Source organism: Stutzerimonas zhaodongensis (genome assembly GCF_003696365.1).
Classification (GTDB): domain Bacteria; phylum Pseudomonadota; class Gammaproteobacteria; order Pseudomonadales; family Pseudomonadaceae; genus Stutzerimonas; species Stutzerimonas zhaodongensis.
The window spans coordinates 154,705-168,539 of the sequence record NZ_RFFM01000002.1 but is presented as its reverse complement, the minus strand read 5'-3'; the positions used below and the strand labels follow the sequence as shown (position 1 = coordinate 168,539).

The 13,835-nt window shown below is 60.1% G+C and carries 15 protein-coding genes; 5 read left to right on the top strand and 10 right to left on the bottom strand.

All coding sequences use genetic code 11. The features are described from left to right. The first annotated feature begins 17 nt into the window (after positions 1 to 17). Entirely contained in the window at positions 18 to 284 is a 267-nt protein-coding gene (locus EA797_RS09085) for a ParD-like family protein (protein ID WP_122164901.1), read from the top strand. A 2-nt stretch (positions 285 to 286) separates the two neighbouring features. Then, the gene (gene map / locus EA797_RS09080; RefSeq protein WP_122164900.1) at positions 287 to 1,078 is read left to right on the top strand and encodes a type I methionyl aminopeptidase; all 792 of its coding nucleotides are present in this window, start codon (positions 287 to 289) and stop codon (positions 1,076 to 1,078) included. Between the two features lie 183 nt (positions 1,079 to 1,261). On the opposite strand, the gene EA797_RS09075 is transcribed toward map, so the two are convergent. From EA797_RS09075 to oscA, 10 genes are all read right to left on the bottom strand, one after another. Continuing rightward, positions 1,262 to 2,473, bottom strand: coding sequence for an OprD family porin (locus tag EA797_RS09075; protein WP_425275574.1), 1,212 nt, complete (start codon positions 2,471 to 2,473; stop codon positions 1,262 to 1,264). Positions 2,474 to 2,632: 159 nt separating this feature from the next. Next, complete coding sequence (locus EA797_RS09070) at positions 2,633 to 3,955, bottom strand: TRAP transporter large permease (protein ID WP_122164898.1); 1,323 nt, start codon at positions 3,953 to 3,955, stop codon at positions 2,633 to 2,635. Beyond that, positions 3,952 to 4,479, bottom strand: a complete 528-nt coding sequence (locus EA797_RS09065) for a TRAP transporter small permease (protein ID WP_122164897.1) — start codon at positions 4,477 to 4,479, stop codon at positions 3,952 to 3,954. Before EA797_RS09065 ends, EA797_RS09070 begins: the two co-directional genes overlap by 4 nt. Positions 4,480 to 4,524: 45 nt before the next feature. Continuing rightward, positions 4,525 to 5,586, bottom strand: coding sequence for a TRAP transporter substrate-binding protein (locus tag EA797_RS09060; RefSeq protein ID WP_122164896.1), 1,062 nt, complete (start codon positions 5,584 to 5,586; stop codon positions 4,525 to 4,527). Between the two features lie 266 nt (positions 5,587 to 5,852). After that, entirely contained in the window at positions 5,853 to 7,217 is a 1,365-nt protein-coding gene (gene chrA, locus EA797_RS09055; protein WP_122164895.1) for a chromate efflux transporter, read from the bottom strand. Between the two features lie 230 nt (positions 7,218 to 7,447). After that, positions 7,448 to 8,437, bottom strand: a complete 990-nt coding sequence (locus tag EA797_RS09050; RefSeq protein ID WP_122164894.1) for a sulfate/molybdate ABC transporter ATP-binding protein — start codon at positions 8,435 to 8,437, stop codon at positions 7,448 to 7,450. A 2-nt stretch (positions 8,438 to 8,439) separates the two neighbouring features. Beyond that, the gene (gene cysW, locus EA797_RS09045; protein ID WP_122164893.1) at positions 8,440 to 9,315 is read right to left on the bottom strand and encodes a sulfate ABC transporter permease subunit CysW; all 876 of its coding nucleotides are present in this window, start codon (positions 9,313 to 9,315) and stop codon (positions 8,440 to 8,442) included. Positions 9,316 to 9,328: 13 nt separating this feature from the next. Next, the gene (gene cysT / locus EA797_RS09040) at positions 9,329 to 10,147 is read right to left on the bottom strand and encodes a sulfate ABC transporter permease subunit CysT (protein ID WP_122164892.1); all 819 of its coding nucleotides are present in this window, start codon (positions 10,145 to 10,147) and stop codon (positions 9,329 to 9,331) included. A gap of 187 nt (positions 10,148 to 10,334) precedes the next feature. Beyond that, a complete protein-coding gene (locus EA797_RS09035; RefSeq protein ID WP_122164891.1) occupies positions 10,335 to 11,333 on the bottom strand; it encodes a sulfate ABC transporter substrate-binding protein in 999 nt (332 codons plus the stop codon). Positions 11,334 to 11,518: 185 nt separating this feature from the next. Beyond that, positions 11,519 to 11,698 carry a sulfur starvation response protein OscA gene (oscA, locus tag EA797_RS09030; protein ID WP_122164890.1) on the bottom strand — a complete coding sequence of 60 codons (180 nt, stop codon included), beginning with the start codon at positions 11,696 to 11,698 and terminating at the stop codon, positions 11,519 to 11,521. A gap of 244 nt (positions 11,699 to 11,942) precedes the next feature. On the opposite strand from oscA, the gene EA797_RS09025 reads away from it, so the two are divergent. The 3 genes from EA797_RS09025 (at position 11,943) to EA797_RS09015 (ending at position 13,758) form a co-directional block, all read left to right on the top strand. After that, positions 11,943 to 12,524, top strand: a complete 582-nt coding sequence (locus EA797_RS09025; RefSeq protein ID WP_122164889.1) for an alpha/beta hydrolase — start codon at positions 11,943 to 11,945, stop codon at positions 12,522 to 12,524. A gap of 50 nt (positions 12,525 to 12,574) precedes the next feature. After that, on the top strand, positions 12,575 to 13,213 hold the full coding sequence (locus EA797_RS09020; RefSeq protein ID WP_122164888.1) for a peroxiredoxin: 639 nt from the start codon (positions 12,575 to 12,577) through the stop codon (positions 13,211 to 13,213). A gap of 245 nt (positions 13,214 to 13,458) precedes the next feature. Beyond that, positions 13,459 to 13,758 (top strand): PilZ domain-containing protein, encoded by a 300-nt coding sequence (locus tag EA797_RS09015; protein WP_122164887.1) that lies wholly within the window; start codon positions 13,459 to 13,461, stop codon positions 13,756 to 13,758. Positions 13,759 to 13,835: the final 77 nt, after the last annotated feature.

The window sequence follows — 13,835 nt, the reverse complement described above, 5'->3', positions numbered from 1 at the left end:
CATATAGAGAGTGCCTTATGGGTATTGTCAAAATTTCCGACGCCATGCATGACAATTTACGCGTTGCAGGCGGCGCGCTTAGCCGCTCGATCAATGCTCAAGCCGAGCATTGGATGCGCATCGGTCTGCTCGCCGAGCTGCACCCTGATCTTAATCACCACGACATCTGCAAGCTGCTGATCCGCGCCGAACAGGCGGGCGGTCTCGATGTGCAGAAACTCTGCATCGAGACAGGCTTTCCAACGGATGCCAAGACGCAATCAGCGACCAGGGCGAGCGTGTGAACATGAGCGTTCCTATCCATAAGCCGGAACAGATCGCAATGTCGCGTGCCGCAGGGGCGCTCGCTGCTGAAGTGCTGGCGATGCTCGTCCCACACGTCAAAGCAGGCGTCACAACTGATCAGCTCGACAAGCTCTGTCACGACTACATCGTTGATGTGCTGAAAGTCACTCCTGCCAATATCGGCTATCACGGCTATCAGAAAACCTTGTGCACGTCGGTCAACCAAGTGGTCTGCCACGGCATTCCATCAGCGACAGTATTGAACGACGGCGACATCGTGAACATCGACGTAGCCGTGATAAAGGATGGCTGGTACGGCGACACCAGTCGGATGTACTTCGTGGGTGAGCCCTCTCCCAAAGCACGGCATCTGGTTGAAACAACCTACGAAGCCATGTGGGCCGGCATTCGCGCCGTACGGCCCGGCGCTACGCTGGGAGACATCGGCCATGCGATCCAGACGCGTGCGGAAGGTGCCGGGTTGAGCGTTGTGCGCGAATACTGCGGGCACGGTATCGGCAAGATCTACCACGATCAGCCGAACATTCTCCATTTCGGCTATCCCGGCCAGGGTATGAAGTTGAAGGCGGGGATGATCTTCACGATCGAGCCGATGCTGAATGCTGGCAAGCGTGCCGTGAAAACACTTGCGGACGGCTGGACTGTCGTCACGAAGGATCAGTCCTTGTCCGCTCAATGGGAGCACATGGTTGCCGTTACGGATGATGGATTCGAAGTTCTGACGGCGTGGCCCGAGCATCAGGGTAGCGCTCAGCCTGCTGTGGCTCTTTAGCGCGGATGCGTTTCGCCTGGCAGCCCGCCGCGCCGGTTACCTCCGGCCCTACGCTTGACTGCGCTCTGCTCGGTTCGGGCGCGACCTGTCTTCGGGTTGGAATAAAAAAAGCCCGTCCAGGACGGGCCAAAGCAATCACGCGCAGGAGAAACGCGTACAACAGGGAGCGCTGGCGTCTAGCGGTTACAGGATCGACAGCGGGTAGTTGAAGATCAGGCGGTTCTCATCCAGGTCGCGCGTGTTGACCTGTGAGCGGAAGCTCGAGTTGCGCCACTTGATGTTGAGGTTTTTCGCCGGCCCGTTCTGGATGGTGTAGGCCAGTTCGGTCTCACGGCCCCACTCCTTGCCGTCGTCAGTGGTGGCCGTTCTGATGTTGTCGCCGCTGATGTAGCGATTCATCAAGGTCAGACCGGGAACGCCTACAGCGGCGAAGTTGTAGTCATGACGAACCTGCCAGGAGCGTTCTTCAGCGTTGTCGTAGCTGTTGTTGAAACTATCGTTTGCAAGCGTACCGCCGCTGGTTCCGTTAACGCGCATCCAGGTGTCGCCGCTGACCCTTTGCAGGCCGACGTAGAAGGTGTTGCCGCCGGTTTTGAGGCCGAACAAACCGGAGTAAGTCTTGTTGTCGAGCTTGCCAGCTCGGGCGCTACCGTCCTCATCGCCTTGGAAATACCCGAGGTTGGCGGTCAGTGCAAGGTCGTCCCCCAGCGGTTGGGTGTGCAGAAGCTGGACGTACCGCTGCTCGTAGACATCCTTCAGTTCAGCTGCCCACAAGCCCAGCGTGGTGCGCTTTTCGTTGAAGGCATACTCACCACCAACAAAGTTGAAGCGGTCCGAGGCACCACCGCCAAAGGTCATGTCTTCCATGCTGGCGTCGTCGCGCGGGCTGTTCTGGCGGAACTGGCCAGCAGTCAGCATCAGCCCATCGATCTCACGCGATGTGACCATGCCGCCCTCGAACGTTTGCGGAAGGGAGCGGCCATCGTCCGACCGCAGGATCGGCAGCACAGGCATCATTTCGCCGATCTTCAGTTCGGTATTTGAAACCTTGGCTTTGGCGGCTACGCCAAAACGGCCATAGTCGTCAGCCGGTCGGCCATCGCGGTGGCGTGGAAGCAAGGCAGTGCCGTAGGTTCCACGTCCACCGTCGAGCTTGACTGCCAGGCCGGCCAGCACATCTACACCAAAGCCGACCGGGCCTGGCGTGTAGCCGGATTGAATATTGAGGATGAAGCTCTGTGTCCATTCCTCGGCTTTGGTACGGTCCACTGCGTCATCACGAAATTCACGGCCGATGTAGAAGTTGCGCGCGTTTACCGTGATCTTGGTGTCTTCGACAAATCCCTCGGCGCTGGCGGCCAGCGGGACGACAGCAGCGATGGAAACGGCGAGCATTGTGGGTGCCAGGATGCGATTGGCTTGAGCAGGATGGTGTTTCATTGTTGTTGTATTCCTTTTTCAAGGTTGAAGGCTCCCCGCCGCCGTTGCGGATGTTCGAAAGCGAAGGGGAGAGTCGCAGCCGCCGCTGGCGGCTATTCGGTTAGCCGGTCGAGGTCATGACAACCACCGAACCAGGCAAAGGGTGATCGACGGGAACAGCACCAGTATCACTACGCGGATCACGTCGGAGATGAGAAAAGGCACAACGCCTCGGAACGCATCACGCAAAGTCACGTCCCGCGCCATGCTGCTGATCACGTAGACGTTCATCCCAACCGGTGGGGTGATCATGCCGATCTCAACCACCATCAAGGCGAGGATGCCGAACCAGATGGCCTTCTCGGTCTGATCCAGACCATAGAAATCCAGCCCCATGATCAGCGGGAAGAAGATCGGGATAGTCAGCAGGATCATGGACATGGTGTCCATCACACAGCCGAGGATCAGGTACAGGATCAGAATGCCGGCCAGCACCACGAACGGGCCGACACCGCTGTTCGTTATCGCCTCTGCCAGTGCAACGGGCAGCTGTGAGACGGCGAGGAAGGAGTTCATGATGTCGGCCCCCAGCAGAATCATGAAGATCATCCCGGTGGTGACCGCGGTGCCGTAGAGCACCTCCTTGAAACCTTCCCAACGCATACCGCCCAGCACCACGGCGAAGAAACCGGTACCGACTGTGCCGATAGCCGCCGCCTCGGTAGGCGTGAACCAGCCGCTGTAGATGCCTCCTAGTACGAGCAGGAAAATCAGGAACACCGGCCATACGCCTTTCTGTGCGGCGAAGCGTTGGCGCCAGGTCATGCGTGGCAGCGCGGGACCGGCGTCGGGGTTCATCCGCACATACACAGCAATAGCGATCATGTAGCCGACGGCCGCCAATACACCGGGGATGAATGCAGCCATGAACAGCGATGAGATGTTTTCCTGGGCCAGGATCGCGTAGATCACCAGCACCACCGATGGCGGAATCAGGATGCCCAGGGTGCCGCCAGCAGCCAGGCAGCCTACCGCCAGCGAACCCGAGTAGTTGTACTTCTTCAACTCCGGCAGCGCGACTTGACCCATGGTCGCTGCAGTCGCAATGGATGAGCCGCAAACCGCACCGAAGGCCGCACATGACCCCACAGCCGACATGGCCAGGCCACCGCGCCAATGGCCGATCATCGCCGCTGCTGCTCGAAACAGACCTGACGCCAGGCCGCCGCGCGAGGCGAACTGGCCCATCAGCAGAAAGAGGGGGATGACCGAAAGGTCATATACCGTGAAGCGCGCGAATGCCACGGTCTTGATATAGCTCAGCAGGGGCGACCAGCCACTGATGGCCACATAGCCGCCTACGCCGGTCAACAACATGGCGATCGCAATTGGGATGCGCGCGACCAGCAGAACGAGAAGGATGGCGAGGAACAATCCGCCTATTTCAACACTGCTCATGCGGATTTACCCTCACCACGAAAGTCCTGCCAGGAGGTGTACAGGGCCACCAGCGCCAGCAATGCAAAACCAGGGGCGAACGCGGCCATCGACCACCAGATTGGCAACCCCATGATGATCGACTCTTCACCCGTTCCGAAGGCATCGGTCGTGCCGATTGCCGAACGCCACGCCAGCAGCGCTGAAGCGAGCGCCATCAGCAGGCCACCCAGCCCATCAAGGCTGTTGCGTACACGCTGGGGCGCATTCATGGTGAAAACGTCGACGATAACGTTGCCGCGGCGCAGCTGGCATAGCGGTAGAAAGAACACGATGGCGATGCCACAACCCATCTGCACAAGCTCGACATCGCCAAGCAGTGGTTCATCGAACACTGCACGCATGGCGATGCTGTAGGTGGCCATCAAGGTCATCGCCATGAGTAGCAGGCCTCCAATCAGGGCCAACAGGCGTGACAGCAGGTCAAGCAATCGGCCAAGGGGATCCGCAGGCGATGGGACGGCCTGAACAACGGGTTCGCTCATGGGTTATCTCCAGGGCAGTACTGGATAGCACTGCCTGTCTATCGGTCAGCGGGACAGCTGGTCGTTGTAATGCTGAATCAATTGCCGGGCGTCCTCGAGCAGCGCTTGGCCGTTCTCGTAACCTTTGCGCTCTACCTCCTTGATCCAGTCATTACTCACCGGCGCGGTGGCTTTCATCCACTTGTCCAGCTCGTCCTGGGGCAGCACGTGGATTTCGTTGTTGCGCGACTGCGCGAGCTTGTGGCCAGTCTCGACAACCTGGTTATCCCAAATGCGCCCAGCTTCCCGGGAGAGTTCACGGCCACTGTTATCGTCGAAAACCTTCTTTAGATCATCGGGCAGTTTTTCGTAGGTCGCGCGGTTCATGCCGACGATCAAGGCGGTATGCATCAAGGCGGGAGAGCCCACGGCGGTTTCGGTGTGGTACTTGACCAGCTCGTGCAGCTTGAGCGCAGGGACGACGTCCCATGGCAGCACCGCGCCGTCCACTACACCCTTCGACAAGGATTCGGGAACCTGCGGGACTGGCATGGCGACGGGGGTGGCCCCCAGCAGGCCGATGGTCTTGGCGGCGGTACGGTTGGCGGCGCGTAGCTTCTGACCCCGGAAATCCTTCAGGGTATGGATCGGCTTGCCGACGGTATGGACCAGTGCCCCGTCGGTCAGGTGCGTCGCCAACAGATGCATGTCGGAGAATTCCTTCTGCCCATGTTTCTCGATGAAGTCCCACATGGCCTGGCTGCTGGCTTCAGAGGAACTGCTCATGAACGGGAGTTCGAAAGCCGCAGTAAGCGGAAAGCGGCCACTGCTGTAGCCGGGAAGTGTCCAAACGATATCTGCCACGCCATCACGGACCTGGTCGACCAATTGGGGGGGCGTGCCACCGAGCTGCATCGAGGGGTAGAACTGGAACTGGATACGACCGTCGGATTGCTCAGTGATGCGTTTGGCCCAAGGCTCGAGAAATTGCGCCTGGGTAACCGAATGCGCGGGTAGGAAGTGGGCAAGTTTCAACGTGACCACCGGCTCAGCAGCCTGGGCCGCTCCATGCAAAACGAAAGATCCGAGCGCTGCTATGGCGAGCAATGTCTTGGGGAGCTTGAGCATCGAGTCATCCTTTTTTATTGATTTTATATTCGAGCTGCCAGAGATGGGCGTACCCGTCTCGGAACCGCAGATCGTGTCGCAATGGATCGTGCAGGCTCCCGTCTGCCCGATCAATCGGCCATTCCGCTTACTGTGCGATTATCGAACGGCATCCGTACTGCCGCGCTGAAGGCGCGGCGAAGTGCGTGTTTCCAAGAAGGGTTTTGCTGGTGCTGAGGGTGCTGCCGACGTGGTCGGCTCGTTCCACGACAACGGAATGGCACTTCTCAGCCTTGCAGCAGGTGTACCGCCAGCCCAGCAAGTGCACAGCCGACCAGCACCGGGATGACGCCGCGCTTGTAGCGAAATAGCGCTACGGCCGCGCCCAGTGCGATCAGGGCCGATGGCCAGTCGAAGTATCCACTGAAGCCTTGCGGCCATAACACGTGGTAGCCGAAGAACAGTGCCAGGTTGAGGATGACGCCAACTACCGCTGCCGTGATGGCCGTGAGCGGCGCTGTGAATTTCAGCTCATTGTGAGTGGATTCCACCAGCGGACCGCCTGCAAGAATGAACAGAAACGACGGCAGAAAGGTGAACCAGGTAGCCAGGCTGGCAGCCACGGCACCTGCCAGAAAGGCCTGGTCCGCGCCGAATACCTGGTGCACGTAAGCACCGACGAAGCCTACGAAGGCCACCACCATGATCAGGGGGCCAGGTGTCGTTTCACCCAGGGCCAGGCCATCTATCATCTGAGCCGGCGTCAACCAGCCAAAGTGGCCTACCGCTCCCTGATACACATAGGGCAGCACAGCATAAGCACCCCCAAAGGTCAGTAGCGCCGCCTTGGTGAAGAACCAGGCCATCTGTGTCAGCGTACTTTCCCAGCCGAAGAGGACCGTCAGCAGGCCTATCGGTACCGTCCAGAGCGTAACGCCTATGGCGGCCAGCACGATCAGTCGTGGCCAGCGAAAGCGTGCATGTTCCGGTGCGGGGGTGTCGTCATCGATCAGCGCAGGGCCAAAAGATTGTTGGGTTGCGCCGTGTCCGCCGCCAACAGCGAATTTCTGCGGAGCGTAACGTCCGCCGAAAAAGCCGATGACCGCCGCGCCCAATACGATCAGCGGAAAAGGCAGATTGAGCGCGAAGATGGCCACGAATGACGCGGCCGCTACCGCCCACAAGCATTCATTCTTCAGCGCACGTGAGCCAATGCGATGGGCCGCCTGCACCACGATGGCGGCCACGGCAGGCTTGATCCCGTAGAACAAGCCGGCCACCACAGGCACATCGCCATAGGCGATATAAGCCCAGGACAAAGCGATCAGGATGAACAGCGACGGAAGTACGAAAAGTACTCCGGCGATCACGCCACCCCATGTTCGGTGCATCAGCCAACCGATATAGGTTGCCAGCTGCTGTGCTTCGGGGCCGGGGAGCAACATGCAATAGTTCAGCGCATGTAGAAATCGACGTTCGGATATCCAGCGACGGCGCTCAACCAGCTCCTGGTGCATGATCGAGATCTGGCCGGCCGGGCCACCAAAGCTGATGAAGCCGAGCTTCAGCCAGAAGAGGAACGCTTGATACAGACTCACAGATTCACCACTTGGTGAAGCCTGCTCTAGCGGTGACGGGTTGCTATCGGTCATCAAGGCGTGCCTCGCTCGCAGCGCCGCTCACTGACCCTCAATGAGGGCGAAAATGCGGCTAGCGGTCTTTTTATGAGTTGGAAGGGCCTGGGCCGCTCGGCGGTTTCGGCGGGTGAATGCTACCGATATGTCATGTATTCGCCAGAGGCAGCGCAGCTTTATTTGCTGCGCCATCTCTGAACGACTGACCTTTGTGAAATTTCGCCGCTCGAAGCGATGCCATGCGGTAGTCAGGCAGGAAATGTCGTACAGCCCTCCTTGGGTTTGAAGTAGAGCACTTCACCACGACGTACATCGATAAGGCTGGCATGGTCACGATGGACCTCTGCTTCGATCGGCTCGGCCTGCCCTGCGACGTTCAGCGTGACCCGGGTCAGCGCGCCGAGCGGGCGGATGTCGCGCACCTCGCCGGCCAAGTGCTCGGCCACCGCTTCGCGGCTCAGGGAAATCTCGTGCGGACGGAACAGCAGGCTGCGCTGTTCGTCCAGCTGCAGCCGATTGGCGTCGCCGAGGAAGTGGTAGACGAACTCGCTGGCGGGGTTGGCGTAGACCTCCGCCGGCGTGCCGATCTGCTCGATCACCCCCTTGTTCATCACCACAATACGATCGGCGACCTCCATCGCCTCTTCCTGATCATGGGTGACAAACACGCTGGTCAGATGCACGTCCTCGTGCAGCCGCGCCAGCCAGCGGCGCAGTTCCTTGCGCACCTTGGCGTCCAGCGCACCGAACGGCTCGTCTAGCAGCAACACCTTGGGCTCCACCGCCAGCGCGCGGGCCAGGGCGATGCGCTGGCGCTGGCCGCCGGAGAGCTGCTCTGGGTAGCGATCGGCGAGCCAGTCCAGCTGCACCAGGCCGAGCAGTTCATGGACCTTCTCGGCAATCACCGCATCGCTCGGGCGCTGCTTTTTCGGTTTCATGCGCAGGCCAAAGGCGACGTTCTCGAAAACCGTCATGTGGCGGAACAGCGCGTAATGCTGGAAGACGAAGCCGACGTTGCGGTCGCGCACGTCGCGGCTGGAAACGTCCTCGCCATGGAATACGATGTTGCCGCTGTCCGGCGTTTCCAGCCCGGCGATGATGCGCAGCAGGCTGGTCTTGCCGCAGCCGGACGGGCCGAGCAGGGCGACCAGCTCGCCGCTCTGGATATGCAGATTGATGGCGTTCAATGCCTGGAACTGGCCGAAGCGCTTGTTGATGTTGCTGATTTCGATCGACATGGTCAGTCCTCGGAGTTGGCGTGCAGGCGGGCGATACGCGACTCGCTCCACTGCTTGAGCAGCAGGATCACCAGCGCCAGGGCCAGCAGCAGGCTGGCCACACTGAACGCGGCGACATGGTTGTATTCGTTGTAGAGAATCTCGACGTGCAGCGGCAGGGTGTTGGTCAGCCCGCGGATATGCCCGGAAACCACCGACACGGCGCCGAACTCGCCCATCGCCCGCGCGGTGCAGAGCACCACGCCGTAGATCAGGCCCCATTTGATGTTCGGCAGGGTGATGTGCCAGAACATCTGCCAGCCGCTGGCGCCGAGTAGCCGCGCGGCTTCTTCCTCGGTGCTGCCCTGTTCCTGCATCAGAGGGATCAGCTCGCGGGCAACGAAGGGCACGGTGACGAACAGTGTCGCCAGGACGATGCCGGGCACGGCGAAGATTATCTGGATATCGCGATCACTCAGCCACTCGCCGAAATAGCCCTGGGCGCCGAACAAGAGCACGTAGATCAGGCCGGCGATGACCGGGGAGACCGAGAACGGCAGGTCTATCAGGGTCACCAGCAAGCTCTTGCCGCGGAACTCGTACTTGCTCACGCACCAGGCGGCGGCGACGCCGAACACCAGATTGAGCGGCACCGAGATGCCCACGGCAAGCAGGGTGAGCTTGAGCGCCGCCAGGGCGTCGGGTTCGAAGATGGCGGTGAAAAATGTGCCGAAGCCCTGCTTCAGCGCCTCGCTGACGACGATCACCAGGGGCAGCAAGAGGAACAGCGCGAAGACCAGCCAGGCGGCGACGATCAGCAGCCGGCGGCCGAGGGCGTTGCCGCGGCGCGTGGCATTGGCGGTGGTGTTTGCGGTCACCGATAGGGAGGCGGAAGTCATGTCGGTGGCCTCTTCAGGAATGCGCGATGCGGCGCTGCAGCAGGTTGATGAACAGCAGCAGAACAAACGACACCACCAGCATCAGCACGCCGATGGCCGTGGCGCCGGCGTAGTCGTACTGATCCAGCTTGACCATGATCAGCAGCGGCAGGATCTCGGTCTTCATCGGCATGTTGCCGGCGATGAAGATCACCGAGCCGTACTCGCCGACGCCGCGTGCAAAGGCCAGGGCGAAGCCGGTCAGCCAGGCGGGCAGCAGCGCTGGCAGCAGCACATGGCGAACAACCTGCAGCGGCCGGGCGCCAAGGCAGGCCGCGGCTTCTTCGACTTCCCGAGGGATATCGGCCAGCACCGGCTGAATGGTACGCACCACGAAGGGCAGGGTGACGAAGGTCAGCGCCAGGGTGATGCCCAGTGGGGTGTAGGCGATCTTGAAGCCCAGGTCGGTAGCGAACTGGCCGATCGGCCCGTTCGGCGCATATAGCGCGGTGAGGGCGATGCCTGCCACCGCTGTCGGCAGGGCGAAGGGCAGGTCGATCATCGCCTCGATGATCTTGCGACCGGGGAAACGGTAGCGCACCAGCACCCAGGCCAGCAGCGTGCCGATGATGCCATTGAGCACGGCGGCAGCGAAGGCGGTGCCGAAGCTCAGCTTGAGCGCCGCCAGCACGCGCGGCGCGCTGACGATGGCGATGAACTGCGCCCACGAGAGTTCGGTGGTCTTGAGAAACAGCGCACCCAGGGGAATCAGCACCAACAGGCTGAGGTACACCAGGGTGTAGCCCAGCGTCAGCCCGAAGCCGGGTATGACGGGGGAGGTTCGGCGGGACATGACTATTCCTTCGACAGGGCGGAAAAGAATCCGCCGTGGTCATCGCGATCCGATTGAGGAGGTTCGGCTGAAGCGTCACGAGCGCAGCTCAGGCAAGGCGAAGACCGGCGAGGGCCGCGGAGTTTACGGGCTGTAAATGAGCAGGCACGAGCCGGTCTTCAACGCAGCATGAGCAAGCGCAGTAGCTTCATTCGGTCAGATAGATCTGGTCGAAGAGGCCGCCATCATTGAAGAACTTCGGTTGTGCGGCCTTCCAGCCACCAAAATCCCCGTCGATGGTGACCAGCTTCAGCGCCGGGAACTGGTCCTTGAACTCGGCGGCCACGGCCTCGTTGCGTGGCCGGTAGAAGTTCTTCGCCGCGATGCGCTGGCCTTCCTCGCTGTACAGGTAGTTCAGGTAGGCCTCGGCTACCGCCCGCGTGCCCTTGCGCTCGACGTTCTTGTCCACCACAGCCACCGGCGGCTCGGCGAGGATCGACAGCGACGGCGCGATGATCTCGAAGTTTTCGCCGCCCTGTTCCTTCAGTGCCAGGAAGGCTTCGTTCTCCCAGGCCAGCAGCACGTCGCCGATGCCATTGTTGACGAAGGTGACGGTCGAGCCGCGGGCACCGGTGTCCAGTACGGGCACGTTCTTGTAGAGCTTCTCGACAAAGGCCTGGACCTGCTGCTCGTCGCCGTATTTCTGCTGCGCATAGGCCCAGGCGGCGAGGAAATTCCAGCGCGCACCACCGGAGGTTTTCGGGTTTGGCGTGATCACCTCGACGCCCGGCTTGACCAGGTCGTCCCAGTCCTTGATGCCCTTCGGATTGCCCTTGCGCACCAGAAACACGATGGTCGAGGTATAGGGCGTGCTGGCTTCCGGCAGGCGGGTCTGCCAATCCTCGGGGATCAGCTTGCCGAGGCGATGCAGCTCATCGATATCGCCAGCCAGGGCCAGCGTCACCACATCGGCGCGCAGGCCGTCGATCACCGCACGGGCCTGCTTGCCGGAGCCGCCATGGGACTGCTGGACCTTGATCGGCTCATGGCCCTGGGCCTGCCAGTGCTTGTTGAAGGCGTCGTTGAATTCCACATAGAGCTCGCGCGTCGGATCGTAGGACACGTTGAGCAGGGTATCGGCGGCCAGTGCAGGGCCGGCGATCAGCGCGCTCGCCAGGGCGGCGAGGGCGAAGCGACGAATGGACATGGTGCAGCTCCTGAATACAGATCGATTGTGCTTTTGGCTGTTACTGAATTCGTTTTCGGGGCTTTTAGCTCCGCATTCGCGGAGGGCGACAGCTGCAGTACCGGTGCGTGTTCATGCTGTGGTTCTACTCATGGTCACGCCCTCCGGTGGTCCAGTCGGGCTTGATAAATCGGGGTTTAGAATCGTCAGGTGTTCTTGTTGCTAGGCGGCAGGCGAAACTTTTCTTTGCGCTCGATTTGAACGACCTCGCCGTTGTGCACGGTTATTTCAACCGAGCCGAACTTGAGGCCGCTCAACACCCTATGTATCTCGCGCAGGATGCTGGCTTCGTCCTGCAGCTCTGGGTTGCGATTGGTCGCGGTCATTTCCGTCTCCGTGAAAGCCTTACGCAACGGCCGGAAAACCGCAGCAGCAAGGCGTGGAGCGGATATTAGGAGGAACTGATTTATTCTTAAAAATAATATTTCAGAACATTTATATATCTTAAAGGAATAACCAGGTTACAAAATTGATATTCTCAATAAGAATAAAGAAAGAATTTCTTATTCTTTTAACCGGAGTTTGCAAGCATCTAGACTGGCCGGCATGAATCACAGGAGGTGCGCCGACATGCGCGATGAATCCATCCGTTATCTGATCGTTCCAGGCTGGCAAGGCTCGGCTGATGAGCACTGGCAAAGTCATTGGCACCGCACGTTGCCCAACACCGCCAGGGTTGAGCAGCAGGATTGGGTGACTCCGCGTCGGGAAAGTTGGGTCTCCGAGCTGGAGCTCAGCATCGCCTCAAGTGCTGATCCAGTCATCCTCGTGGCCCACAGCCTGGGTTGCATCACCGTTGCACACTGGGCCGCGGCAGCTCCTCTGGAGCTGCTGGGTAAAGTCCGCGGCGCTTTGTTGGTCGCGCCTGCCGATGTCGAACGCATTGGATGCCCGGAAGCCTTGCGTAATTTTGCCCCGATACCGCGCCAGCCATTGCCTTTCGCCAGTCAACTGGTCGGATCGGATAACGACAACGCGGCCAGCGCCGCACGTGCCATAGAAATGGGCGGCAATTGGGGCAGCGATACAGCGATTATGTCCGGTGCAGGGCATATCAATGTCGCGTCGGGACATCACCGCTGGGAGCAGGGCTTTGCTTTTCTGTACCGCCTGCAGAACCGTATCGAGCAGCACGGTCGCCGGAGCGCCTGAGCGCCGGCTGGCCTGATAAACGCAGCAACCCACGCAAAGGAGAAGACACGATGAGCATCCGTCTCGGCGACATCGCCCCCGACTTCGAACAAGACTCCAGCGAAGGCCGCATCCGCTTCCACGAGTGGCTTGGTGACAACTGGGGTGTGCTGTTCTCGCACCCCGCCGACTTCACCCCGGTATGCACCACCGAACTGGGCTTCACCGCCAAACTGAAGGACGAGTTCGCCAAGCGCAACGTCAAGGCCATCGCCCTGTCCGTGGACCCAGTGGACTCGCACATCAAGTGGATCGACGATATCAATGAAACGCAGAACACCCGCGTCAACTTCCCGATCCTGGCTGACGCCGACCGCAAGGTCTCCGAGCTGTACGACCTGATTCATCCCAATGCCAACGACACCCTGACGGTGCGCTCGTTGTTCGTCATCGATCCGAACAAGAAGGTGCGTCTGACCATCACCTACCCGGCGAGCACCGGGCGCAACTTCCACGAGATCCTGCGGGTGATCGATTCGCTGCAGCTGACCGACAACCACAAGGTCGCCACCCCGGCCAACTGGCAGGACGGCGACGAGGTGGTAATAGTGCCTTCGCTCAAGGACGAAGAAGAGATCAAGCAGCGTTTCCCGAAAGGTTATCGTGCCGTGAAGCCGTACCTTAGGCTGACCCCTCAGCCCAACCGCTAATCCGCTTTCGCGACACACCTCAGAGCGATCATTTCGCGAGCCAGCAGCCCGAACCGGGCTGCTGGCGTACAAGCGTGAGGCCTTTCGAGCTTGCTTGCGGCCAGCAAGAGTCAGATCGGTTATTTTTTCGTCGCCGAGTGAACTCCCGTGTCAAATGCGTTCCAAGCTGAGCGCCTCACGTCACGCCTGATAGGCCAATTCAGGGCGCGTATGGCGATTTCAATACTCACTTTAGGGACGAAAAGATGTTTCAAGTAGAAAGGAATTACAGCGAGAAGCGCGATTTCATTCGTATGAATTTGAATGCGCCGATAACGCTTTCACAGGGCGGTCAGAGCATCCAGGGCGTTTGCCATGATCTTTCGAGTACCGGCATGCAGGTGCTCGTCGCAGGCTCGTTCCAGCAGGGTGAGAAGATTCGAGTTCAGATACCTTCCGAGCATGCAGAGCTGACTGGCCTGGACGCGCTAACCGAAGTAGTACGAATCGACAACCTCGAAGATGGTCGTCAGAGCCTAGGGCTGACCATTCTCTCAATGAGTTGATGATCGATGCCGCGGCCGGTCGGTGGTCCAGCGGACTCACCGATCGACGCTGACTTGTTGCCCCATGCAGCAGCAAG